Source organism: [Enterobacter] lignolyticus SCF1 (assembly GCF_000164865.1).
Lineage (GTDB): Bacteria > Pseudomonadota > Gammaproteobacteria > Enterobacterales > Enterobacteriaceae > Enterobacter_B > Enterobacter_B lignolyticus.
This window is the reverse complement of the sequence record NC_014618.1, coordinates 1,268,589-1,290,894: the sequence shown is the minus strand read 5'-3', so window position 1 is coordinate 1,290,894 and position 22,306 is coordinate 1,268,589. Positions and strand designations below refer to the sequence as shown.

The 22,306-nt window shown below is 61.6% G+C and carries 19 protein-coding genes; 3 read left to right on the top strand and 16 right to left on the bottom strand.

Features of this window, described 5'->3' with window-relative positions:
- Positions 1–34 precede the first annotated feature (34 nt).
- Together pbpC and ENTCL_RS06115 are read right to left on the bottom strand one after the other, a co-directional pair.
- Positions 35–2,359 carry a peptidoglycan glycosyltransferase PbpC gene (pbpC, locus tag ENTCL_RS06120; RefSeq protein WP_013365244.1) on the bottom strand — a complete coding sequence of 775 codons (2,325 nt, stop codon included), beginning with the start codon at positions 2,357–2,359 and terminating at the stop codon, positions 35–37.
- Positions 2,360–7,312 carry an alpha-2-macroglobulin family protein gene (locus tag ENTCL_RS06115; protein WP_013365243.1) on the bottom strand — a complete coding sequence of 1,651 codons (4,953 nt, stop codon included), beginning with the start codon at positions 7,310–7,312 and terminating at the stop codon, positions 2,360–2,362.
- 180 nt (positions 7,313–7,492) lie between these two features.
- On the opposite strand from ENTCL_RS06115, the gene sseA reads away from it, so the two are divergent.
- Positions 7,493–8,338: a 3-mercaptopyruvate sulfurtransferase gene (gene sseA / locus ENTCL_RS06110; RefSeq protein WP_013365242.1), complete on the top strand. Its 846-nt coding sequence runs from the start codon at positions 7,493–7,495 to the stop codon at positions 8,336–8,338.
- A 35-nt stretch (positions 8,339–8,373) separates the two neighbouring features.
- Here sseA and sseB read toward each other — a convergent pair whose 3' ends face one another.
- From sseB to trmJ, 11 genes are all read right to left on the bottom strand, one after another.
- Positions 8,374–9,150 carry an enhanced serine sensitivity protein SseB gene (gene sseB / locus ENTCL_RS06105; protein WP_013365241.1) on the bottom strand — a complete coding sequence of 259 codons (777 nt, stop codon included), beginning with the start codon at positions 9,148–9,150 and terminating at the stop codon, positions 8,374–8,376.
- 98 nt (positions 9,151–9,248) lie between these two features.
- Positions 9,249–10,535, bottom strand: coding sequence for an aminopeptidase PepB (pepB, locus tag ENTCL_RS06100; protein WP_013365240.1), 1,287 nt, complete (start codon positions 10,533–10,535; stop codon positions 9,249–9,251).
- A gap of 53 nt (positions 10,536–10,588) precedes the next feature.
- Positions 10,589–10,789, bottom strand: coding sequence for a Fe-S cluster assembly protein IscX (gene iscX, locus ENTCL_RS06095; RefSeq protein WP_013365239.1), 201 nt, complete (start codon positions 10,787–10,789; stop codon positions 10,589–10,591).
- 11 nt (positions 10,790–10,800) lie between these two features.
- Positions 10,801–11,136, bottom strand: coding sequence for an ISC system 2Fe-2S type ferredoxin (gene fdx, locus ENTCL_RS06090; RefSeq protein ID WP_013365238.1), 336 nt, complete (start codon positions 11,134–11,136; stop codon positions 10,801–10,803).
- A gap of 1 nt (position 11,137) precedes the next feature.
- Complete coding sequence (hscA, locus tag ENTCL_RS06085; protein ID WP_013365237.1) at positions 11,138–12,988, bottom strand: Fe-S protein assembly chaperone HscA; 1,851 nt, start codon at positions 12,986–12,988, stop codon at positions 11,138–11,140.
- A gap of 14 nt (positions 12,989–13,002) precedes the next feature.
- Positions 13,003–13,518: a co-chaperone HscB gene (gene hscB, locus ENTCL_RS06080; RefSeq protein WP_013365236.1), complete on the bottom strand. Its 516-nt coding sequence runs from the start codon at positions 13,516–13,518 to the stop codon at positions 13,003–13,005.
- Between the two features lie 78 nt (positions 13,519–13,596).
- On the bottom strand, positions 13,597–13,920 hold the full coding sequence (iscA, locus tag ENTCL_RS06075) for an iron-sulfur cluster assembly protein IscA (protein WP_013365235.1): 324 nt from the start codon (positions 13,918–13,920) through the stop codon (positions 13,597–13,599).
- Positions 13,921–13,936: 16 nt separating this feature from the next.
- Positions 13,937–14,323: a Fe-S cluster assembly scaffold IscU gene (gene iscU / locus ENTCL_RS06070; RefSeq protein ID WP_013365234.1), complete on the bottom strand. Its 387-nt coding sequence runs from the start codon at positions 14,321–14,323 to the stop codon at positions 13,937–13,939.
- A gap of 26 nt (positions 14,324–14,349) precedes the next feature.
- The gene (gene iscS, locus ENTCL_RS06065; RefSeq protein ID WP_013365233.1) at positions 14,350–15,564 is read right to left on the bottom strand and encodes a cysteine desulfurase; all 1,215 of its coding nucleotides are present in this window, start codon (positions 15,562–15,564) and stop codon (positions 14,350–14,352) included.
- Between the two features lie 115 nt (positions 15,565–15,679).
- Positions 15,680–16,171 (bottom strand): Fe-S cluster assembly transcriptional regulator IscR, encoded by a 492-nt coding sequence (iscR, locus tag ENTCL_RS06060; RefSeq protein WP_013365232.1) that lies wholly within the window; start codon positions 16,169–16,171, stop codon positions 15,680–15,682.
- Between the two features lie 232 nt (positions 16,172–16,403).
- Positions 16,404–17,132 (bottom strand): tRNA (cytosine(32)/uridine(32)-2'-O)-methyltransferase TrmJ, encoded by a 729-nt coding sequence (trmJ, locus tag ENTCL_RS06055; RefSeq protein WP_013365231.1) that lies wholly within the window; start codon positions 17,130–17,132, stop codon positions 16,404–16,406.
- 118 nt (positions 17,133–17,250) lie between these two features.
- Here trmJ and suhB point away from each other — a divergent pair, with 118 nt between their 5' ends.
- Positions 17,251–18,054: an inositol-1-monophosphatase gene (suhB, locus tag ENTCL_RS06050; RefSeq protein ID WP_013365230.1), complete on the top strand. Its 804-nt coding sequence runs from the start codon at positions 17,251–17,253 to the stop codon at positions 18,052–18,054.
- 39 nt (positions 18,055–18,093) lie between these two features.
- On the opposite strand, the gene ENTCL_RS06045 is transcribed toward suhB, so the two are convergent.
- Together ENTCL_RS06045 and ENTCL_RS06040 are read right to left on the bottom strand one after the other, a co-directional pair.
- Positions 18,094–19,074, bottom strand: a complete 981-nt coding sequence (locus tag ENTCL_RS06045) for a nickel/cobalt transporter (protein WP_013365229.1) — start codon at positions 19,072–19,074, stop codon at positions 18,094–18,096.
- Positions 19,065–19,703 carry a DUF1007 family protein gene (locus ENTCL_RS06040; protein WP_013365228.1) on the bottom strand — a complete coding sequence of 213 codons (639 nt, stop codon included), beginning with the start codon at positions 19,701–19,703 and terminating at the stop codon, positions 19,065–19,067. Before ENTCL_RS06040 ends, ENTCL_RS06045 begins: the two co-directional genes overlap by 10 nt.
- 123 nt (positions 19,704–19,826) lie before the next feature.
- Here ENTCL_RS06040 and csiE point away from each other — a divergent pair, with 123 nt between their 5' ends.
- The gene (gene csiE, locus ENTCL_RS06035) at positions 19,827–21,107 is read left to right on the top strand and encodes a stationary phase inducible protein CsiE (RefSeq protein ID WP_013365227.1); all 1,281 of its coding nucleotides are present in this window, start codon (positions 19,827–19,829) and stop codon (positions 21,105–21,107) included.
- Here csiE and ENTCL_RS06030 read toward each other — a convergent pair.
- Positions 21,086–22,237, bottom strand: coding sequence for a 3-phenylpropionate MFS transporter (locus ENTCL_RS06030; protein WP_013365226.1), 1,152 nt, complete (start codon positions 22,235–22,237; stop codon positions 21,086–21,088). The two genes, csiE and ENTCL_RS06030, sit on opposite strands and share 22 nt — an antisense overlap.
- Between the last annotated feature and the right edge of the window lie 69 nt (positions 22,238–22,306).

Below are 22,306 nucleotides of genomic sequence, written 5' to 3'. Positions count from 1 at the left end.
AGCAACACTTATCGTCTCTGCGCCAAAACGCGTCTTATTGCAGGGTAAAGCTGGCGGTCGCCACCTGCCCTGCCTCATCCATCACCACCAGCTGATATTCGCCGGGCTGCTCCAGCGATAGCGTCGTCGCGGCTCCGCGGCTTTCCGTCGGCTCGCCGTTGACAAACCACCAGCGTCGTCCCTCTCCCCCGGTGGTCTGCAGCGCCAGCGCGGCGCGATTTTCGCCCGGCAGGCGTTTGATGACCGCGCCATCGCGCACGCCGGAGAGCGTCAGCGGAATAAGATCCTGCTGGTGCAGCGGCGGACAGGTCGTCGACGCCGGAGGCAGCCTGGCTGCGCGCCGCTCGCTGACGGGCAGCCAGGGTTCCAGCGGCAGCGGCCAGACGTCGAGCGTTGACGCTTTCGCGCCCGGACAATCGGCGGCGACGCGCGCCCCTTTTTCATCCAGCCAGACCGGGAAGCGGATCCCCCGACTCCCCTCCTGATCGGGTAACAATAGCGTCGGCGGCTGGCTGTCGTCCAGCAGCCATGTCGATAAACGGCGGCGGCAGTTGCTGTCGCCTGCAGGAAGCGCCTGGCCGCCCGGCCAGCAGACGGTCGCGGCGCTCACCGAAGGGGGACGCGGGTCCGTCGGCAGCCCGTTTTTTACGCTCGCCGCCCGCGCCAGCAGCAGATTGCTGACCTGATTGAGCAGCGGTATCGCGCTGATAAAGCCAAACTGCCCCACCACCGGCGTACCGTCCGGCCTGCCGGTCCAGATGCCGATAACATAGCGGGCGTTAACGCCGATGGCCCAGGCATCGCGATAGCCGTAGCTGGTGCCGGTTTTCCACGCCAGCGGCACCGTCTGCGGCAGCGAGGCGTCCGGCAGCGGCTGTTCTTCTCCGGCAAGAATGCGGCGAACGATCCACGCGCTGCCGGGCGACAGCAGCGGTCGCTCAATGAGCGGATCGCTCGCCAGCATGCGCAGCCGCCCGGCTTTCCCCTGGCGGGCGAAAGCGCTGTAGGCCGCGGCGATATCCGCCAGACGCGCCCCCGCGCCGCCGAGGATCAGCGACAGGTTCGGCTCCGCGCCGTTGGGCAACAGCAGCGGCAGCCCGGCGTTGCGCAGGCGAGCGGCAAACTGCTTTGGTCCATAGGCTTCCAGAACCTGCACCGCCGGTAGGTTTAGCGAGCGCACCAGCGCGTCGCTCATGCTCACCGGGCCGTGAAAGCCGCTGTCGAAGTTGCCCGGGCGGTAGTCGCTAAAACGCCGCGGTACGTCCTGCAGCAGCGACGCCGGATGGATCAGCCCATCATCCATCGCCAGGCCATAGATAAACGGCTTCAGCACCGATCCCGGCGATCGCACGGCGGTGACCATATCGACATGGCCGAACCGGCTGTCGTCGGTAATGTCCACCGACCCCACCCAGCCGCGCACCTTCATCGACGTATGATCGATAACGATCATCGCCAGCGAGCTGCGCGGCGGCAGGCGGGATTTCCAGTTCAGCGCCAGCTCTTCCAGCTGACGCTGCAGCGCGGCATCAAGGGTGGTGACCACCTTTTCATCCCGGCTGCTGGCCAGCATTTTGCGGGAAAACAGCGGCGCCAGCTGCGGCATCTGCCGCGGGAACAGCCACACCGGCTCCTCCCGCGCCTCATCGACCTGCCGCGCCGACCAGATGCCCTGAGTCTGCATCCGCTGCAGCACTTTGTCCCGCGCGGCCTGCGCCCGCAGCGGCCAGCGGTCGGGACGCAGACGGCTCGGCGCCTGCGGCAGCACGGCCAGCAGCGCGGCTTCGGAATAGCTCAGCCGCGCGGGCGGTTTGCCGAGATACGCCCAGCTCGCCGCCCCAACGCCCTGCAGCGTGCCGCCAAACGGCGCCCGGTTGAGGTACAGCGTCAGGATCTGGCGCTTATCGAGGTGCCATTCCAGCTGCAGCGCGCGCCACAGCTGGCGGAACTTACCGCCAAAGGTACGGGGATGAGGGTCGAGCAGGCGCGCCACCTGCATCGTCAGGGTGCTGCCGCCGGAGATAACCCGCCCGGCGCGCAGATCCTGCCAGGCGGCCCGCATCACCGACAGCGGATTAACGCCGGGATGATCCCAGAACCAGCGGTCTTCGTACTGAATGAGCGCCTGTAAATAGCGCGGCGAAACGTCGTCAATAGCGACCGGATAGCGCCAGATCCCTTCGGCGTCGGCAAACCGCCACAGCGGCGTGCCGTCCTCGGCCACCACCACCCGGGCAGGCGCAACCTCTTTGAGCGGCAGCGGCCACAGGCGGTCAGCCGCCAGCACCGCCAGCCAGAGCAATACGAGCGCTCCCGCCAGCCGCAGCCAGCGGGAAGTTTTCAGGCGCCGAAAACGCATTTACGGCACGACGATCAGCGGGCCGCTGGCCGCACCCGTCGCCCGCCACTGCGGCACGTACATCGACTCCACCTGCGGCACCGGCACCTGATAAGCGCCCGGCGTCACCGCGCGCGCCAGATACACCAGCGTTACCGGCTGGTAAGGGCTGACGGCCACGGCGGCGACAAAGCGATCGTCGCGAAACTCGATGTGCTGAATATCCGCCTGCTGCATCTGACTAAGCAGGTTCTGCACCTCGCTGCCGTTCTCCTGCAGGCTGGCGCTGCTGTTCGCCAGGTTCTGGTTTTCCAGCTCAAGCCCGGCGGGCAGCAAATCAACCACCAGCGCATCCGGCACGTTCTGGTTCGCTTTAACCTGCAGATGAACCAGCACCAGCTCGCCGCTGCGCAGCGCGGAGAGCGATTTCGGCTGCCCGTCAGCGCCAAGGTACTGGCGCTCAATCTGCAGCACATTGCTGGCGGACGGCGGAGCTGACGCCGGATAGCCGCTGCTGTCCAGACGCAGCCACAGCGGCTGCGTGCCGGTATTCGTCACCTTCAGCGACGCCAGCTGGTCAGCATCCAGCGTGCGCCACTGCGCCTTATCGCCGTGCAGCGGCGCCGCGTCCAGCGAGGTCTGCGCCTGCCAGTCGCCCGGCAGGTCCTGCAGCCCTTTCGCCGCAAGGAACAGGGCGTTCATCTCCTGGGTGGAAAGCCAGCGCTCGCCGAAGGCCTGCTGCGACAACGTGTTCAGCAGCGCGTTCTGCGCCTCCGGCAGCAGTTTATTCTCTTCAAGCAGGCTCAGCATCAGCGCGTTATCGCGAAGCTGGCTGCCGTAATCCGCCATCCACTGGTTTTTATCCTGGCGCGCGGTGGTCAGCGCCAGCTGCAGCGCCTGAGCGCTGCGCGGCGCATCGCCCATGGCCTTCAGCGCCAGGCCGAGCTGCAGCAGCGGCAGCCCGGCTTTGGCCTGCGCGTGACGCTCCCAGATTTCGCGCAGCGCGCCGAGCGGCGCCTTCTGCTGACGCGCCAGCACCAGCGCGGCATAAGACTGCACGGCAAAGCGGCTGGCCTGGGCGTCGTCGCTGTAGCGAATGGTCATCAGCCCCGGTTCCTGCAGGTAGCGCAGCAGGCGGTTATTGCCCTTCGCCAGCGCTTCAGCCGGTACGCTGTAGCCCTGCTCGCCGGCGCGGACGAGGAAGTCCATCACGTAGGCCGTCAGCCAGTACTCTTCCGGCCCCTCTTTATCCCACAGCGCAAAACCGCCGTCGTCGCGCTGCATCTGCAGCAGGCGGGAGATACCCAGATCGACCGCCGCCCGACGTTTGTCGTCGCTGTCGCCGACGATGCCGAGGGATTTCAGCTGCGCGGCATTGGTGTACAGCGACGGGAACAGGCCGCTTGCGGTCTGCTCAAGGCAGCCGTACGGGTAAGCCTTCAGCTCGCGGATGTAGCGCGAGAGGTTCAGCGGCGGTTTACCGCTGAACAGCAGCTGCCCCTGCAGCGTCGCCGGTGAGAAACCCGTCACCTGCTCAGCGGGCGCCGTCCAGCTTTCGCCAGGCTGTAGCGCCGCGCCGGAATTCACCGTCTGCGCCGGGAATGCCGGGCGCACGCCGAGCGTCCACTGCTTATGGAACGGCGCAAAGGTTTCGCCCGGCAGGGCCAGGCCATCAACGGTGGCCTCCACCCGGCCATCGCCAAAGCCTTCCGCCGCGCTGACCGGTACGAACAGCGTCATGCGGGCGCCAGGCGCCAGGTTTACCGGCTGCGGCTGCGCGCTCTCCAGCGACAGCAGCCCGCTGGCGGCAAGCTTCACGCTCAGCGTCTGCGGTTTGTCCGTCAGGTTGGTCAAATCCAGCGTCAGGCGCGTCGTATCGCCACCGGCGATGAAACGCGGCATATTCAGCTCGGCAATCACCGGCGCGGCAACCACCACTTTGCTGTCGCTGCTGCCAAAATCCTCTGCGGTCCACGCCTGCGCCATCACCCGCAGCTCGCCGTTAAAATCGCCGATCGGCAGGGTGACCGTTCCCTCGCCGTTGTCATCAAGCTGCACCGGCTGCGCCTGCTCGGCGATAATCGTCACGTGGTTGACCGGCGGTTTGCCGCCGCGCTTGAGCTCGTCGCCATCGCCGCCGAAACGCAGGTTCGCCAGACGCCCCTGTCCTTCAATCACCTGACCGTAGATATCATAGATATCCGCGCCGTAGCGCTTCTGGCCGAAAAACGCGTTCCACGGATCCGGCGTGGCGTAATCGGTAATGTTCAGCACGCCGCTGTCGACGGCGGAGACCAGCACGTTAACCTGCTTCGGCGCCGGTCCCTCTTTGGCGCTGGCTTTCACCTTCACCGTCAGCGGCTGGTTCGGACGCATTTTCACCGGCGCGTCGAGCGTAAGGTTCAGGCGGCGGTTTTCATCGCCGAGCGGCAGATGCAGCAGCCCGACCGCGCGCTTCGGCGTTGCGGATTTGGACTTATCCCCCGGACGGATCACCAGCGTGCTGAGGTAAAGATCGTGGCGGTTCCAGCTTTTATCGACCGGAATGGCGAGATCCATCCCTTCGGCGGGAACGTCTATCTCCTGCCACCACAGCGGCCCTTCGCTGGACTCCACCATCGCATAGCCTTTACCGGCCGCCGGTGCGGCGATATGCAACCTGATGGTCTCTCCCGGTTTGTACGCCGGTTTATCGAGCTTCATGGTGACGCGGTCAGGACGCGCCGCGCCGCTGCCGTCGCTGTTATCCTGCCAGCTGTACCCGGCCCAGAAGCGGACGCTGCTGAGGGTATCGTCCGGCGCTTTCACCTCCAGGCGGTAGGAGCCCCACTCTACCGGGAAGCTGACCTTACCGGTTTCATCGGCTTTCAGATCCAGCGACTGTTCGCCCTCCACCAGATCCTTTTGATCGAACTGCGACTGCCAGCCGTCGCTGTCAGACCAGTTCCAGTAGTAGTCGCGGCGCTCGCGGATCAGGCGCACCTGCAGCCCGGAGACCGCCTTTTTCTGTCCGCTGGCATCGGCATAGACGATGTCGAAACCGGCATTGCTGTTTTCATCCACCATCGGCTGATTCACGGTGGTGTCGGTACGGTAGTCATACACCGCTTTGCTGGCGAACGCCGGACGGATGCCCGGCAGCGTTTCGGCAGGCCAGATAGCCTGCTCAACGCGGCGGGTGACGGGACGGCCCCCGGACTCCAGCAGGCTGGCCTGCAAAATCACCTGCAGCGGCGAATGGGTCTCCTGCCACTGGCTCTGCGTTTCCACCTGCCCGCGGCCTTTGTCGTCGAGCGTCAGTTGCACCTCATCCAGGGTGCGGGACAGGTTGTCTTCGGCGATATCGCCAAACTGGAATCCCGGCAGCGCGGCGACCGCGTCACGCAGCGGACGCAGGAACAGTTTCCCCTGCAGCGCATTGCCGCTGGCAGGCGCTCCGTAGAGGTAGTAGCCCGCGACGTCAAAGCGAACGTCGGCATCCGGCGCCACCGGCAGCTTCTGCGGCGTCAGGCTGAGCGCCATCCGCTCCGGCATAAAATCCTCGACGTGGAAATCCCACTCGCGCTTCTGGTTGTCGCCCGCGCTGGCGCGAATATGCCACATGCCGGTCGCCGCGCCGCTGTCAAGCGGGTAAGTAAACGCGTACAGACCGTTCACCGCCTGGCTCATGACCGTCCGGATAACCTGCCCGTCAGGCTGCACCACCTCCAGCTTCACCGGCTGGTCGGCCAGCGGCTTGCCGTCGCTGTCGCGCAGCAGGCCGTTGAGGATAACCGTCTCGCCGGGGCGGTAGAGGTCGCGCGGGCCGAACATGAAGAACTGCTTGCTGTAGCCCGGCGCGCCCGCAATGTCGAACTCCGCCAGATCCAGCGCCGGAAGCTTGAGGTCAAGCAGCGTGGTCTGCCCGTCTTTACGCGCCAGCAGCAGCGCCGCCTCTTTATCCGTCTGCAGGGTCACGTGCCCCTGGGCGTCGCTGTTCGCCTGCGCCAGCACCTGCCCCTTGTCGTTCAGCAGCTGGACGTCGATAGCGGACTGCGCGGCGCCGTTTTCGAGGCTTTGGGTGAACACGTCAAGGCGGTTACGGTAGCGGTGCGCCGAAACGCCGATGTCGCTGAGGGTAAACAGGGTCGCGGCGTTGCTGTAGCTGTAGTGCCCGGCCTGATTCATGACCGCCACATACACCCCGGCCTGCTGCAGCGGTTTGATGTCGCTGAGCGGCAGCAACAGCTTTTCGCGGGTATTGCGCTGCGGGTTGAGATCGAAGCGCCCGGTATAGACCAGGTCCGCCATTTTCAGCAGCTCGTCCGACTCCCAGTTGGTCAACGCGCTGCGGTACTCCCACTGGCTGACGAACGCCGCGAGGGATTCCGGCTTAATGCGAAAGAAGTTGATATCCACATTGTTGACGTTAAGGGCCATCACCGGCAGCCCGGCCACCACCTTGCCCGGCAGCAGCGAACCGCGGCTGGCAAAGCCTACGCTGGGGGCAATATCGCGGGTCGTGAAGGTTTTCTCCACGCTCTGGCCAAGGGTCGCTTTATTCACCGCCGCCAGTTCCGGATCGACGGTAAGCACCAGATTGCGCTTCGGTTCAAGGTGGCGCAAACGTAGCTCTTTCAGGTTCGGGGCAATTTCCCAGGCGCCATCGACTTTGCCGCTCTTTTTATCCACCAGGTGGACGCGGCGCGAGAAGTCCTGATTCGGGTCCAGCGGAATGGAAAAAGTGAGTACCAGCGTGGCGGCGCCGTCAAGCTGCACCTCGGAGGCGTCAAGCAAAGTCAGCGCTTTGCCCTGACTTTGCTGCGCCAGCTTTTCCAGCTGCGCGCTGTCGGGCTTCGCCGGCGCTTTTGCCTGCGACGTCGGAGCCGAATCAGCCTTCCCGGCGGTCTGTGGTTTATCATTATTATCACAGCCGACGAGCGAGAATGTGGCGACAAGCGCCAGCGTCAGCGCCGCTAAACGGAACGGTTTCATCCTTATAACCCCTGGGCCCGGTGAGCCTGCTATTTGCGTCAACACAGTATTATGCGGAATGTCTGATTTTACCAACAGGCTTAAAAGTCTGATTTTGATTGCAACTCTGAAAGAGGACACCTTGTCCACTCAGGCAAAAACGCCGACAATCCGATTCACAACAGGTAAAGGGAGGCAACCATGACCACCGCTTATTTTGTCGCCGCCGACTGGCTGGCGGAACATATTGATGACCCTGAAGTGCAGATTATCGATGCGCGGATGGCGCCGGCCGGACAGGAGCACCTTCGCGATATGGCCGCGGAATATCGCGACGGTCATCTGCCCGATGCGGTGTTTTTCGATATTGAAGCCCTGTCCGATCACACCAGTCCGCTGCCGCATATGATGCCGCGTCCGGAGGCCTTCGCCGTCGCCATGCGAGAGCTCGGCGTCAACCACGACCGGCACCTGGTGGTGTATGACGAGGGCAACCTGTTTTCCGCCCCGCGCGCCTGGTGGATGCTGCGCACCTTCGGCGTGGAAAACGTCTCCATTCTGGCGGGCGGCCTGGCGGGCTGGAAGCGCGACGAGCTGCCGCTGCAGCAGGGGAACGTCGCCCTGGCGGAAGGGGATTTCGAGGTGAAATTCAACGCCGACGCCGTCAGGCGGCTGACCGACGTGCTGGTAGCCAGCCACGAAAACAGCGCGCAGCTGGTCGACGCCCGTCCGGCGGCGCGTTTTAACGCCGAAGCCGACGAGCCGCGTCCGGGGCTCAGGCGCGGACATATCCCCGGCGCCCGCAACGTCCCATGGAGCGATCTGGTCATTAACGGCGAGCTGAAAACCACCGACGAGCTGGAGGATATCTTCCGCCGTCAGGGCGTGGCGCTGGATAAACCGATTATCGTCAGCTGCGGTTCCGGGGTGACCGCGTCGGTCGTGGCGCTGGCGCTGGCCACGCTTGAGGCTGAAGATGTGACGCTGTATGACGGCTCCTGGAGCGAATGGGGCGCGCGCGGCGATCTCCCCATTGAACCGGCCTGATACGAACAGGGGCGACATCGTGTCGCCCCTGCTGTTTAAATGATGCGGTTGGTTTTGAAATCGCGCAGAAAGCCGCCCCAGCGGCGCTCGTAAAACGGCGCGATATGCTCGGTGATAAAGTGGCTGATACCCTTTTCCCCTTTCACTACCCGGCAGATATCAATCGGTTCGTCGCCCGGCAGCGTGTCGGTCGCCACGCTGCCCGCCGCCTGGATTATCTCCTCAATCTCACCGTCCGCCTCAATGCCGATCAGCAGAACCGGTGTCTCCTCCTGACGCTCTTTGACAGAGCACAGGAAAGCGCGCTTCACCGGCTTGAGGGTTTTAAACAGCGTGGTCAGGGAGTCAATCATCTGCGCGGGCGGCTGCGCCACTTCGGAAAGCAGCAGCGTTTCGCCGCCCTCCAGCACCTCCTGCGTGCTGAGCGGGTTGCCCTCGTCGCCGATCAGGTGGCTGATTTCGCGCGGCGTAAACTCTTTGCCTGTCGGAAGTTTGGCGTTGAGGAACAGCGTCTCGCCCAGCGTCATTTCAAACAGGGTGCGCACCGGCATCGCCACAAACGCCTGCTCGTCCTCTACGGCTTCCTGCAGGGCCGCCAGCGAGGTAAAAAACGGGATAACCGAGGTGCCGTCGTCTTTTTCCCAGTGCTGCAGATCCAGCGCGCTGTCGTCGACAACCTGCTCGCCTTCGGCGGCGGTTCCCGGTACCCAGACGGTGGATTCCAGCAGCGTGCGGAAAAATGCCGGACGGTGCGCGGGCTCCGTCGCCGCCTTTTCCAGCAGAGTCTCTAATTCGTTTTTGGTTTCTGACATAGTTTGGCTACTTCAAGATAAAGCCGGGTGGCGCTACGCTTACCCGGCCTACAAAACCCGTAGGCCCGTGCAAGCGCAGCGCCGCCGGGCAAAGACAATTACTCTGCGGTCAGCAGGTTCGCAATCGTACGCACGCCAAGCCCGGTCGCACCGGCGGCCCACTGCTCAACCGCCGCTTTGCGATAGGCCGCGGAGCAGTCGATGTGCAGCCAGCCCTGCTGATAGTTCTCAACGAAGTGAGAAAGGAAACCGGCCGCGGTGCTGGCGCCCGCCGGGAAGGCGGCGCTGGCGGTGTTGTTCAGCTCGGCAAAGTTCGACGGCAGCTGGTTGCGGTGGAATTCCGCCAGCGGCAGGCGCCAGAACGGCTCGTTTTCCGCCGCCGCGCTCGCCATCAGGCGGGACGCCAGCGCATCGTCAAAGCTGAACAGCGCGTGGTAGTCGTTACCCAGCGCGGTTTTCGCCGCGCCGGTCAGGGTCGCGGCGTCAATGATGAACTGCGGCTTCTGCGCGGAGGCGTCAATCAGACCATCGGCCAGCACCAGGCGGCCTTCCGCGTCGGTGTTCATCACCTCGACGTTTTTGCCGTTACGGTAGCGGATAATGTCGCCAAGCTTGAAGGCGTTGCCGCTGACCATGTTGTCGGCGCAGCAGAGGTACATCTTGACGCGCTTATTGAGGCCGCGGGTAATGGCAAACGCCAGCGCGCCGGTCACCAGCGCCGCGCCGCCCATGTCGGACTTCATGGAGTCCATGAACGCGCTCTGCTTGAGGCTGTAGCCGCCGGAGTCAAAAGTGATGCCTTTCCCCACCAGGCAGGCGTACACCGGCGCATTGGCGTCGCCGGTCGGGTTGTAGTCGAGCGCCAGCAGCACCGGCGGGCGCTCTGAACCACGTCCCACGGTGTGAATGCCGAGGTAGTTCTGCTCGCGCAGGTCTTCGCCTTTGGTGATGCGGTAATGCACCTTGTCGCAGGCGACACCGCACAGCAGATCGACCGCGCGCTGCGCCAGCTGCTCCGGCCCCAGCTCTTCGGCCGGCGCGTTGATGGTGTCGCGCACCCAGTCGATGATGGCAAGGCGGTTTTCCAGCTCTGTTTGCTGCGCCGCGTCGAGGTCAGCCCAGTCGACTTTACGGGTGCCTTTCGGGCCTTTATAGCCGGCCCAGAACGCCCAGCTGCGATCGGTATCCCAGCCTTCGCCGCAGAGGGAGACATGCTTGATCCCCAGGCCGTCGACTTTACGCGCGGCGCGCTGAATCAGCCCCAGGTCGTCTTTGCCGTTCAGGTGCAGGGTGATGCCGTCGGTATTCACGCTCCAGGTGGCTTTTTCGCCCCAGCGCGCATCGGCAGGCTCGGTAGAGAGCGTAATCTTCATCGCTTCGGTCATTTTATTTATCCTTATTAGCAAACGGGCCGCCTGAAGGCAGCCCGCTAAGTGATTTACTCTGCTTCATCTAACCAGACTAACAGAATCGCCTCCAGAATTTTTTCATTGGATGCGTTTGGATCGTCCTCAAAATCCTCCAGATCGCAAATCCACTGATGCATATCGGTGAATCGCACGGTCTTAGGATCGAGATCCGGGAAAGCGTCGTACAGCGCCTCGCCGATTTCCCGGCTGTCAGTCCACTTCAGTCCCATACTAACCTCTGTTAATGCTCGCGCGCATGGTTGATTGTGTAACGCGGAATTTCGACCACCAGATCTTCGTCGGTCACGCGCGCCTGGCAGCCTAAACGGCTTTCCGGCTCCAGCCCCCACGCTTTGTCCAGCATGTCGTCTTCGTCTTCCGTACTTTCCGCCAGGGAGTCAAACCCTTCGCGCACGATGCAGTGACAGGTGGTGCAGGCGCAGGATTTCTCGCAGGCGTGCTCAATCTCAATGCCGTTGCGCAGCGCAACGTCGAGGATGGTTTCACCGGTATTCGCTTCCAGCACAGCGCCATCCGGACACAGGTCCTGATGAGGCAGAAAAACAATCTTTGGCATATTAAACCTCGTCCACGGACTGGCCTTTCAGCGCCATACGAACGGACTGGTCCATTCGGCGTGCGGCAAAGTCCTGGGTTTGTGTGTCGATATTTTTAATCGCTTCTTTAATGGCTTCCGGGTCATTTCCCGCGGCGGCGGCCTGCAGGCGCGCGGCCGCGTCGTCAATCGCCTGACGCTCGTCGGCGTTGAGCAGCGCGGCATCTGCCGCCAGCGCGCCGTGCAGGCTTTCCAGCACGCGCGCCGCTTCCACTTTTTGCTCGGCGAGCATACGCGCCTGCACGTCCTGCTCGGCGTAGCTCATCGAGTCCTGAATCATGCTGGCGATTTCGCCATCGGTCAGGCCATAGGAAGGCTTCACCTGAATTGAGGCCTCAACGCCGGTGGATTTCTCCATCGCCGTCACGCTCAGCAGGCCGTCGGCATCCACCTGGAAGGTAACGCGAATATGCGCCCCGCCCGCGGGCATCGCCGGAATACCGCGCAGCGCAAAGCGCGCCAGCGAACGGCAGTCCTGCACCAGCTCGCGCTCGCCCTGCATCACGTGGATGGACATCGCGGTCTGGCCGTCTTTAAAGGTGGTGAACTCCTGCGCGCGGGCCACCGGGATGGTGGTATTGCGCGGAATGACCTTCTCCACCAGGCCGCCCATGGTTTCCAGCCCCAGAGAGAGCGGGATAACGTCGAGCAGCAGCATTTCGCTGTCCGGCTTGTTGCCGACCAGAATATCCGCCTGAATCGCCGCGCCGATAGCGACCACTTTGTCCGGGTCGATGGAGGTCAGCGGCGTACGGCCAAAGAATTCGCCGACGCGTTCGCGCACCAGCGGCACGCGCGTAGAGCCGCCGACCATCACCACGTCGATGACCTCTTCGGCCTCAACGCCCGCATCTTTCAGCGCGCGGCGACAGGAGAGCAGCGTACGCTTGACCAGCGGAGCAATGAGCGCGTCAAACTGGCTGCGGGTAATTTTCCCCCGCCAGCCGGCGATATCGACCGTCACCGCATCCGCATCGCTAAGCGCGATTTTCGCCGCGATGGCGGCATCAAGCAGTTCACGCTGCAGACGCGCGTCGCTGCGGTCAGCTATCCCCACCTGCTCGCGAACGTAATCCGCCAGCAGGTGGTCAAAATCGTCGCCGCCGAGCGCGGAGTCGCCGCCGGTGGCCAGCACCTCGAACACGCCGCGGCTCAGGCGCAGAATCGAGATATCAAAGGTGCCGCCGCCGAGATCGTAAACGGCAATCACCCCTTCCTGCCCGGAGTCGAGACCGTAGGCAATCGCCGCCGCCGTCGGCTCGTTAAGCAGGCGCAGCACGTGCAGCCCCGCCAGGCGCGCCGCGTCTTTGGTGCCCTGACGCTGAGCATCGTCAAAATAGGCCGGAACGGTGATGACCACGCCGTCAAGCTCGCCTGCCAGCGCTTCGGTCGCGCGGGCGGCCAGCGCCTTCAGGATGTCGGCGGAGATACGTACCGGGTTAAGCAGACCCGCGGCGGTCGCCAGCATCGGCAGACCGTTAACGCTTTCCTGCAGCTGGTACGGCAGGTGCGGGTAGCGCGCCTGCACATCGGCCAGCGAGCGGCCCATCAGGCGCTTCACGGAGCTGATGGTATTGGCCGGATCCTGCGCGGCGGTGGCGCGCGCGTCGTAGCCCACGATGTGGCCCTGGGCCTGATAATGAACCACGGATGGCAACAGATGGCGCCCCTGGTTATCAGGCAGCGTTTCGGCCTGACCGCTACGCACGGTCGCGACCAGAGAATTGGTGGTGCCTAAATCAATGCCTGCGGCCAGACGACGCTGGTGCGGCGCGGCGCTCATGCCAGGCTCACTAATTTGTAATAAGGCCATAATTGCTTCCGAAATTAAAAATCGAGCAGCTTTTCTTCGAGTTGTTCTGCAGAGCTACGCAGTTTATCGAGAAAACGCAGTTTGCGCACGGTATCCGCCGCCGCGTTCCACGCCTCATTATTCAATTGCTCGACCATCAGCTGATGGCGCGCGTCGAACATCGTTTTCACGCGCTGGATAAAGGCGGTAAGACGCGCCTCGTCCTGCGCTTTCTCGATGTCCTCAAGCTCTTCGCGAAGCGTCAGCTGCTCCATCAGAAATGCGGTGTCGCGTACCGTGTGCTGCTCGCTTGCCAGGTCAAAGCCATGCAGCGACAGCAGGTATTCTGCGCGGGTAAGCGGATGACGCAACGTCTGCCACGCCTGGTTGATGGTCGCTGATTGCTGTACCGCGGCCAGCTGCTCCGCCTGCGTGCCGCTGGCGAATCTGTCCGGGTGGAATTGCCGTTGCAGATCCTGGAAACGGGCCGCCAGAGCCTGGGTATCAATCGGGTAATGGGCAGGTAACCCAAAAAGGGTGAAGTAATCCATAACAATTCCAGGGATAGCCAGTTAAAGCAAACCCCACGCACAGCTTATCTGCGGTGGGGTCTCTTGGGTGATACGCGATTAAACGTTGAAGCTTTCGCCGCAGCCGCACTCATCTTTGACGTTCGGGTTGGTAAATTTAAACCCTTCGTTAAGGCCTTCTTTTACGAAGTCCAGCTGAGTGCCGTTGAGAAACTGCAGGCTTTTGCCATCGACCACCACCTTCACGCCTTTGTCTTCGAACACGGTATCTTCATCAGCCGGCTCGTCAACAAACTCCAGTACGTAGGCCATACCAGAACAGCCGGAGGTACGCACGCCTAAACGCAGGCCAAAACCTTTACCTCGGTTGGCCAGGAAGGTGCTTACTCGCGCGGCAGCGCTGTCGCTAAGGGTAATCGACATAACAACCTCAACTTAATTATTTTGCTTCACGTTTGCTTTTATAGTCCGCAATAGCGGCTTTGATCGCGTCTTCTGCCAGAATCGAGCAGTGAATCTTCACCGGCGGCAGTTCGAGTTCTTCAGCAATATCGGTGTTCTTGATAGCCTGCGCTTCGTCCAGCGATTTGCCCTTCACCCATTCGGTGACCAGCGAGCTGGAGGCGATAGCGGAACCGCAACCGTAGGTCTTAAAGCGCGCGTCTTCAATGATACCTTCATTGTTGACTTTAATCTGCAACTTCATGACGTCGCCGCATGCCGGCGCGCCGACCATCCCGCTGCCGACGTTTTCGTCGCTGTTGTCAAACGAACCGACGTTGCGCGGATTCTCGTAATGATCGATAACTTTTTCGCTGTATGCCATGGTGAATTCTCCTTATTGGGTACCGATTAGTGATGTGACCATTCGATGGTGTTCAGGTCCACGCCCTGCTTGAACATGTCCCACAGCGGAGAGAGTTCACGCAGACGACCGATGGATTTCTGCACCAGTGCGATGGTGTAATCAATCTCTTCTTCGGTAGTAAAACGACCTAAAGAGAAACGGATTGAGCTGTGCGCCAGCTCGTCATTCATCCCCAGCGCGCGCAGCACGTAGGACGGCTCCAGGCTTGCGGAGGTACAGGCGGAACCGGAAGAAACGGCCAGGTCTTTCAGCGCCATGATCAGCGACTCGCCTTCAACATAGTTGAAGCTGACGTTGAGAATATTCGGCGCGCCCTGCTCCAGAGAGCCGTTCAGGTAGACTTCTTCGATATCTTTGATGCCGTCCCACAGACGGTTACGCAGACCGCGCAGACGCGCCATCTCGGTATCCATCTCTTCTTTCGCGATGCGGTAGGCTTCGCCCATGCCGACGATCTGGTGAACAGGCAGCGTACCGGAACGCATGCCGCGCTCGTGACCGCCGCCGTGCATCTGCGCTTCGATACGGATACGCGGTTTGCGACGCACGTACAGCGCGCCGATGCCTTTCGGGCCGTAGATTTTGTGGCCGGAGAAGGACATCAGATCCACTTTCAGCTGGCTCAGATCGATAGGCAGTTTGCCCACGCTCTGGGTGGCGTCAACGTGGAAAATGATGCCGCGCGCACGGCACATTTCGCCGATGGTCGCGATATCCTGCACCACGCCGATTTCGTTGTTCACGTGCATGATGGAGACCAGGATGGTGTCGTCACGCATCGCGGCTTCGAGCTCTTTGAGATCGATAATGCCGTTGCGCTGCGGCGCCAGGTAGGTCACTTCAAACCCTTCGCGCTCCAGCTGGCGGCAGGTATCCAGCACCGCTTTGTGCTCGGTTTTGCTGGTGATGATGTGCTTGCCTTTTTTCTGATAGAAGTTGGCAGCGCCTTTAATCGCCAGGTTGTCGGATTCGGTCGCGCCAGAGGTAAAGACGATTTCGCGCGGGTCGGCACCGACCAGCTCGGCAATCTGATTGCGGGCGATATCGACCGCCTCTTCAGCCTGCCAGCCGAAACGGTGAGAGCGGGAGGCCGGGTTACCAAAGGTTCCGTCCAGCGTCAAAAACTGCATCATTTTCTCGGCAACACGCGGGTCCACCGGCGTGGTTGCGGAGTAATCGAGATAGACTGGTAATTTCATTGCTCTTTAAACTCCGTACATCACTCAATGCAAGGAATCAGGCAACCGGCTTGATGTACGACCGAGTACACAGGGCGCTGATTGCCCTGGCCTGATTCTGAAATCTTTATCGTTATTACGCGCGCAGTTTGACGTCAATGGCGTCCTGCGTACGGGTGCTGCGATGTGAATCATGCGCATGCTGACGGCCGGAGACATCCAGCACTTCCTGGTTATTGACCAGTTCACCTAAGGTGATATTGTTCAAAAAGCCGGTCAGACGATCGCTCAGATCGCGCCACAGCGCGTGGGTCAGGCACTTATCGCCGCCCTGACAGCCGCCTTTACCCTGACAACGGGTGGCGTCAACGGATTCGTCTACCGCGCTGATGACTTCGCCAACGGCGATGCTGCCGGCATCTTTGCCCAGCAGGTAGCCGCCGCCCGGGCCGCGTACGCTGGAAACCAGGCCATTTTTGCGAAGTCGAGAGAACAGCTGTTCCAGATAGGAAAGAGAAATTCCCTGACGCTCTGAAATATCTGCCAACGGAACCGGGCCCGCTTCGGAGTTGAGCGCAACGTCCAGCATCGCGGTCACGGCATAACGCCCTTTAGATGTCAGTCTCATGTCTTACTTAACCTCAAACTCGCCCCTGCCCGGGGTTGTTATTAAAATGGGGGTATTGCATAGCAGGGGCAAGTCTGACATTCCTGACTAAATTGGTCAACTATTTACTTGACTGTTTTAGTCAGGTATTTAACCTTCTGTGCCGTTTTTTGTCGGGTGGCGCTGCGCTTACCTGACCTACAAAACCGTAGGCCCGTGCAAGCGAAGCTCCGCCGGGCAACGACGCGCACAATTACTCTTTATTCTTCTGCTCAATCGACGCCAGAATGCCGCGCAGGATGTTCAGCTCCTGGCTTTCCGGCCGGGCGCGGGTGAACAGGCGGCGCAGCTTGTTCATCACCTGGCCGGGATGGTTAGCGCGGATAAAGCCGGTTGCGAGCAGCGTCTGCTCCAGATGGCCGTAAAAGCGCTCGAGGTCGTCCACCAGCGGATACGGCGTCTCTTCGTGCTCCGCCTTATCGCCGTTCTCCTGCGCCGCCAGCCACGCCATACGAACCTCATAGGCGATAACCTGAACCGCCATCGCCAGGTTCAGCGAGCTGTACTCCGGATTGGCGGCGATCGCCACGTGGTAGTTGCACTTCTGCAGCTCATCGTTGGTCAGACCGACGCGCTCGCGGCCAAAGACCAGCGCCACCGGGGCATGTTCAGCTTCCGCAACGCTTTTCAGCCCGCACTCGCGCGGGTCGAGCATCGGCCACGGCAGGGTGCGTGAGCGGGCGCTGGTGCCAACGACCAGGCTGCAGCCCGCCAGCGCGTCATCCAGGGTATCGACGATCTGCGCGTTGCCGATAACGTCGCTGGCGCCAGCCGCGAGCGCGATGGCCTGCGAGTCCGGTTTCACCAGCGGATTCACCAGCCACAGATTGGTTAAGCCCATGGTTTTCATTGCGCGGGCGACAGAGCCCATATTGCCGGTATGCGAGGTTTCGACCAGCACGATTCGAATATTTTGCAGCATAGTTTTTCTGTGTCTGAAGAATATTCGGCCATATTACCATAAACGGAAGACAGATTCCGATCCCGCTGCTATACTCTGCGCCGTTTTCCCGTTCTTTAACATCCAGTGAGAGAGACCGATGCATCCGATGCTGAACATCGCCGTGCGCGCAGCGCGCAAGGCGGGTAATTTAATTGCCAAACACTACGAAACTCCAGATACCGTAGAAACCAGCCAGAAAGGCAGCAATGATTTTGTGACCAACGTCGATAAAGCCGCAGAAGCCGTTATTATCGAAACCATTCGCAAATCTTACCCACAGCACACTATTATCACCGAAGAAAGCGGTGAACACACAGGTGAAGATCAGGATGTTCAATGGGTTATCGATCCACTGGATGGCACTACCAACTTCGTAAAACGTCTGCCGCACTTCTCCGTATCCATCGCCGTACGCATTAAAGGCCGTACTGAAGTTGCCGTAGTTTACGATCCGATGCGCAACGAACTGTTCACCGCTACCCGCGGCCAGGGCGCACAGCTCAACGGTTACCGCCTGCGCGGCAGCAACGCCCGCGATCTGGACGGCACCATTCTGGCGACCGGCTTCCCGTTCAAAGCCAAGCAGCACGCCACCTCCTACATGAATATCCTCGGCAAAATGTATACCGAGTGCGCCGACTTCCGCCGCACCGGCTCTGCTGCGCTGGACCTGGCCTACGTTGCCGCTGGCCGCGTTGACGGCTACTTCGAAATCGGCCTGAAGCCGTGGGATTTCGCCGCAGGCGAACTGATCGCCCGCGAAGCAGGCGCGCTGGTCTGCGATTTCACCGGCGGTCACAACTACATGATGACGGGCAACCTCGTTGCCGGTAACCCGCGCGTAGTGAAAGCCATGCTGGCGAACATGCGCGACGAACTGAGCGACGCGCTGAAGCGTTAATCTCAGTAATGCCCGGTGGCGCTAACGCCACCGGCAAAATCAAAACGGCCTCATCCCTCTTCCCACGGGCACCGCGCTCACCCACATTATCACCGCTGCAACCACTAATATCACACCGCCGGCCAGCGCCAGCGTCGTCCAGCCAATCTGCCGCCACAGCGCGGGCGCTTTATGACCGCTCATCCGTACCGCTATCCGACGAAAGCTGTGCACCAGCAGCGCCAGCGATGAAATCGTCAGCGAGGTGCCTGCCGCCATCGCCAGCGCCGACGCCACACCCCAGGCAAAAACGCCGATCACCTTACTGAACAGCAGCACCATAATGGCGCCGGAACACGGACGCATGCCCATCGACAGAACAATCATCAGCCGGGCGCGCCAGTCGCTATCCGACGTCATCTGCTGCGGATCCGGCATATGCTGGTGCCCACAGCCGCAGCTGGCGTGGTGAACATGATGGGGAGTGAAGGCGATAAAGGTAGGTTTGCGCAGCAGGAGACGCAGCTTTTTTAGCGCCCGCCAGCAGAGCATCAGCCCAAGCAGGCCCACCAGCGCATAGCTGCCCTTCTCCAGCCAGAAGCTGCTGAGATGCAGCTCCCGCGCGGGCAGCGCCAGCAGGCTCAGTACGATAACGGTCAGGCCGATCGCCACCAGCCCCTGCAGCAGGGAGGCGGCAAGGGTCAGCCCGATGCTGGCCTTAAGCCTGGAGGGATGGGTCGCAAGCCAGGTGGCGATCACCACTTTGCCATGCCCTGGCCCTAAGGCGTGCAGCACGCCGTATACAAAGCTGAATATGAGCAGAGACCCGCCCGCTCTGGCCGGGTTTTGCGCCACCGCCTGCAGCAGGCCGCTCATCTGCTGATTCACCTCCCGCTGCCAGAGAATGCTTTTCAGCATCACCTGCGGCCAGAGATGCCACAGCCACGCGCCGCCCGCCAGCACGGCCAGCAAAAACAGCGCCAGCGGCCAGAGGTGCGCCCAGCGCGGCGAACGGCGGGATACCGGAGTCATTAAGGACATTGCAACGTCACCTGCTGTGCGAATTGTTTCCCGAGATCCATATCCTCCGGCGGCGCGTCGGCTTTATCCAGCGACAGCGCGTAGGCGGTGAGATCCTGGCCTGGCTTTGGCGTATGCACCTTCACCTGGCACCCGGCGGGCATTCCCGCGGCGAGGGAAACGTCGGCGTCCTTGTCGTAATGCATATCGACAAAATAGGTCGGGTCGAAGGTTGCGAACTGGTAGCGCTGCCCGGCCAGCGGCTGCGGCGTCGCCAGCGGCAACGTAAAGGTCAGCACCGCCTTATGGCCCTCGCGGGAAAGCCCATAGGCAGGGGGCAGATTGTTGAACTTCACCTTCTCTTCGCCGTGCCAGACTTCGCTGAAGTAGTGCTGGCCGAGCACGTTCGCCATCACTTCCGCCGCCAGCTTCTTCCATACTTCATCGCCCGGCTTTGCGTTACCGGCGTCGTACAGCAGGTCGGCAGAGGTGATTTCATCCATCGTCCAGCGCATCTTGATCGCCGTAAGCATCCCGTTTTCAGCCACCAGCTGGCTTTGCAGGGCGATAAAACTGTGCGGATGCGCCGCCGCGTTCCACGATAAAACCATGCAAAAAGCCGTCGTCGCGCTCAGTTTCACTCTCTTCATCGCTTCCTCAGTGAAAAATTCTGTGACCTTCCCCAGCATTCCTTACGCAAAGATGGCTCCACCCGCTTTCGCATCCGCATCCTTTGGCTATTCTTATCGAAAATCGCCACTGGACTCTGACAGATGATGACCCTGAGTGAACCGCCATCTGTGCTTTCCAGTCCACAGCGCCGCTGTCAGATCCTGCTGATGCTGTTTCTGCCAGGGCAGTCCGTGACGCAAGAATACATTGCTCGGGCCAATAACGTCGATGACGAGATGGCCCGGATGGATATTGCCGAGACGCGCCATGAGGTACAGCGCTATCACCGACTCAACATCGTGAAGCAGGCAGACGGCAGCTACAGGATTGAAGGCACCATACTTGATCAGCGCTTATGCCTGCTGCACTGGCTGCGCCGCGCCCTGCGCCTGTGCCCGCAGTTTATTGCGCACCAGTTTACCCCGGTGCTTAAAACGCAGCTTAAACAGTCGTCCATTTCGCGAATACTGTATGACGACACCAATCTGTATGCGCTCGTCAACCGCTGCGCGCGCAGCCTTCACCGGCAGTTCGACGGCCGGGACGTCGCCTTCCTGCGGCTCTATCTGCAGTATTGCCTGCTGCAGCAGACCCCGCAAAACGCGCCGCAGTTTACGGTGCTGCAGCGCCGCTGGGCGCAGGCCAGCGCCGAGTTTCAGGTCGTGGCCGATATTGTGCGCCACTGGCAGCGGCGCACGCTGCAAACGCCGCATCCGGACGAGCATCTGTTCCTTGCGCTGCTGTTTATGATGCTAAAAGTACCGGACCCGTACCGCGACCAGCATATTCAGGATATCCGCCTGACGCGCACCATCAATCAGCTGATCGACCGCTTTCAGCTGCTCTCAGGCCGTCAGTTCGCCGACCGCCAGGGGCTGCGCAACCAGCTGTATGTGCACCTGGCGCAGGCGATGAACCGCAGTCTTTACGGCGTGGGAATAGACAACACCCTGCCAGACGAAATTCATCGGCTGTACCCCCGGCTGATGCGCACCACGCAGGATGCCATGGCCGGATTCGAGGCCGACCACGCGCTGCGCTTTTCGATGGAGGAGATGGGGCTGATTGCGGTGATTTTTGGCGCCTGGCTGATGCAGGAAGACTCTCTGCATGAGAAGCAGGTGGTGCTGCTGACGGGAGACGATCCCGACCACGAGCAGCAGATAGAGCAGCAGCTGCGCGAGCTGACGCTGCTGCCGATCAGCATCAAATATCAGACGCTGCGCGAGTTTCAGCAGGACGGCGCGCCGAAGGGCGTATCGCTGGTCGTCACGCCCTACTCGACCTCATTGCCGCTGTTCTCCCCGCCGATTATTCACGCCGGGGAGCGGCTGAGCGACAACCAGTGCCAGCACATTTGTCAGATGCTGGAGGCCGGCTGAGCGGCCACCTTAGGCCGCAGCACCATCGCAGGCAGCGCCACCAGCGCCATCACCCAGAATACGCCGTGCCCCAGGTACTGATAGAGGAAACCGGCAAACACGGTCATCACCGCGATGCTGCCGCCCATGGCGACCGCAGAGTACACCGCCTGCAGGCGGATAACCTCGCTGCCCTGGCGTGCGGCGATATAGCGCATTGCCGCCAGATGGCAGACGGTGAAGGTGCCGCAGTGCAGGATCTGCGCCACGATAAGCCACGGCAGTTCCGTGGTCCAGCCCATGATTCCCCAGCGAACAACGCCGCAGACCGCGGACAGCAGCAGCAGATCCCTGGCGCTGAAGCGGCGAAACACCTTTTTGCTGGCGGCAAAGATAATGACCTCCGCCACCACGCCGAGCGACCACAGGTAGCCCACCGCCGACGCCGAATAGCCCGCCCCCTGCCAGTAGATGGCGCTGAAGCCATAGTAGGCGGCATGCGCCCCCTGCAGCAGACAGACGCAGGCAAGAAAACGCCAGCTTTGCCGCACCAGCGTCGCCCATGCCTGCCAGCCCGTCGACGCCTGGTGGCGGGACTCTCCCTGCGGCATTACCGACGGGCGCAGCAGCATGCCGAGCAGCATGGACGCCACGCCGAGACTCAACAGCAGCAGTATTACGTGATAATCAAACAGGCTGACCAGTTTCCCCGTCAGCGCGGAGCCGATAACAAAAGCAATCGACCCCCACAGCCGCACCCGGCCATAGTCCATGGTTATCTGCTTTTGCCAGGTATTGGCCAGCGCATCGGTCAGCGGCACCAGCGGCGAGAAGAACAGGTTGAAGCCCACCATCACCACCATCAGCCAGGCGACCGAGGTCCCGGCCCAGAAAGCGAGGATAAACAGCAGCGTCAACAGCGCCAGCACCCGCAGCGCGGTAATCAGCCGGGAGGGGTCGCTGACCCGCGGGGCGATCAGCAGGCTGCCCAGAAAACGGGCCACCAGCCCTGCCCCCAGCAGGATGCCGATCGTTTCCGGCGTCAGCCCTAACCCTTTGAGCCAGACGCTCCAGAAAGGCAGGAAAATGCCGTAGCTAAAGAAATAGGTGAAATAACTGAGCGCCAGCCAGCGCGTTGAAAACAAAACCATGACATCCTCCCAAATGGTGGCGATAGTCTGGCGACAAACGCGTCGGCTGGCAAGTGGCCAATTAACAAG

Excerpts from the sequence above, each read along its gene's own strand:
- ENTCL_RS06045 (WP_013365229.1), bottom strand. The coding sequence starts at position 19,074 with ATGTCCTTAATGACTCCGGTATCCCGCCGTTCGCCGCGCTGGGCGCAC.
- pepB (WP_013365240.1), bottom strand. The coding sequence starts at position 10,535 with ATGACCGAAGCGATGAAGATTACGCTCTCTACCGAGCCTGCCGATGCG.
- iscX (WP_013365239.1), bottom strand. The coding sequence starts at position 10,789 with ATGGGACTGAAGTGGACTGACAGCCGGGAAATCGGCGAGGCGCTGTAC.
- csiE (WP_013365227.1), top strand. The coding sequence starts at position 19,827 with ATGATGACCCTGAGTGAACCGCCATCTGTGCTTTCCAGTCCACAGCGC.
- sseA (WP_013365242.1), top strand. The coding sequence starts at position 7,493 with ATGACCACCGCTTATTTTGTCGCCGCCGACTGGCTGGCGGAACATATT.
- ENTCL_RS06115 (WP_013365243.1), bottom strand. The coding sequence starts at position 7,312 with ATGAAACCGTTCCGTTTAGCGGCGCTGACGCTGGCGCTTGTCGCCACA.
- hscB (WP_013365236.1), bottom strand. The coding sequence starts at position 13,518 with ATGGATTACTTCACCCTTTTTGGGTTACCTGCCCATTACCCGATTGAT.
- iscR (WP_013365232.1), bottom strand. The coding sequence starts at position 16,171 with ATGAGACTGACATCTAAAGGGCGTTATGCCGTGACCGCGATGCTGGAC.
- ENTCL_RS06040 (WP_013365228.1), bottom strand. The coding sequence starts at position 19,703 with ATGAAGAGAGTGAAACTGAGCGCGACGACGGCTTTTTGCATGGTTTTA.
- iscS (WP_013365233.1), bottom strand. The coding sequence starts at position 15,564 with ATGAAATTACCAGTCTATCTCGATTACTCCGCAACCACGCCGGTGGAC.
- fdx (WP_013365238.1), bottom strand. The coding sequence starts at position 11,136 with ATGCCAAAGATTGTTTTTCTGCCTCATCAGGACCTGTGTCCGGATGGC.
- iscA (WP_013365235.1), bottom strand. The coding sequence starts at position 13,920 with ATGTCGATTACCCTTAGCGACAGCGCTGCCGCGCGAGTAAGCACCTTC.
- pbpC (WP_013365244.1), bottom strand. The coding sequence starts at position 2,359 with ATGCGTTTTCGGCGCCTGAAAACTTCCCGCTGGCTGCGGCTGGCGGGA.
- sseB (WP_013365241.1), bottom strand. The coding sequence starts at position 9,150 with ATGTCAGAAACCAAAAACGAATTAGAGACTCTGCTGGAAAAGGCGGCG.
- iscU (WP_013365234.1), bottom strand. The coding sequence starts at position 14,323 with ATGGCATACAGCGAAAAAGTTATCGATCATTACGAGAATCCGCGCAAC.
- ENTCL_RS06030 (WP_013365226.1), bottom strand. The coding sequence starts at position 22,237 with ATGGTTTTGTTTTCAACGCGCTGGCTGGCGCTCAGTTATTTCACCTAT.
- hscA (WP_013365237.1), bottom strand. The coding sequence starts at position 12,988 with ATGGCCTTATTACAAATTAGTGAGCCTGGCATGAGCGCCGCGCCGCAC.
- suhB (WP_013365230.1), top strand. The coding sequence starts at position 17,251 with ATGCATCCGATGCTGAACATCGCCGTGCGCGCAGCGCGCAAGGCGGGT.
- trmJ (WP_013365231.1), bottom strand. The coding sequence starts at position 17,132 with ATGCTGCAAAATATTCGAATCGTGCTGGTCGAAACCTCGCATACCGGC.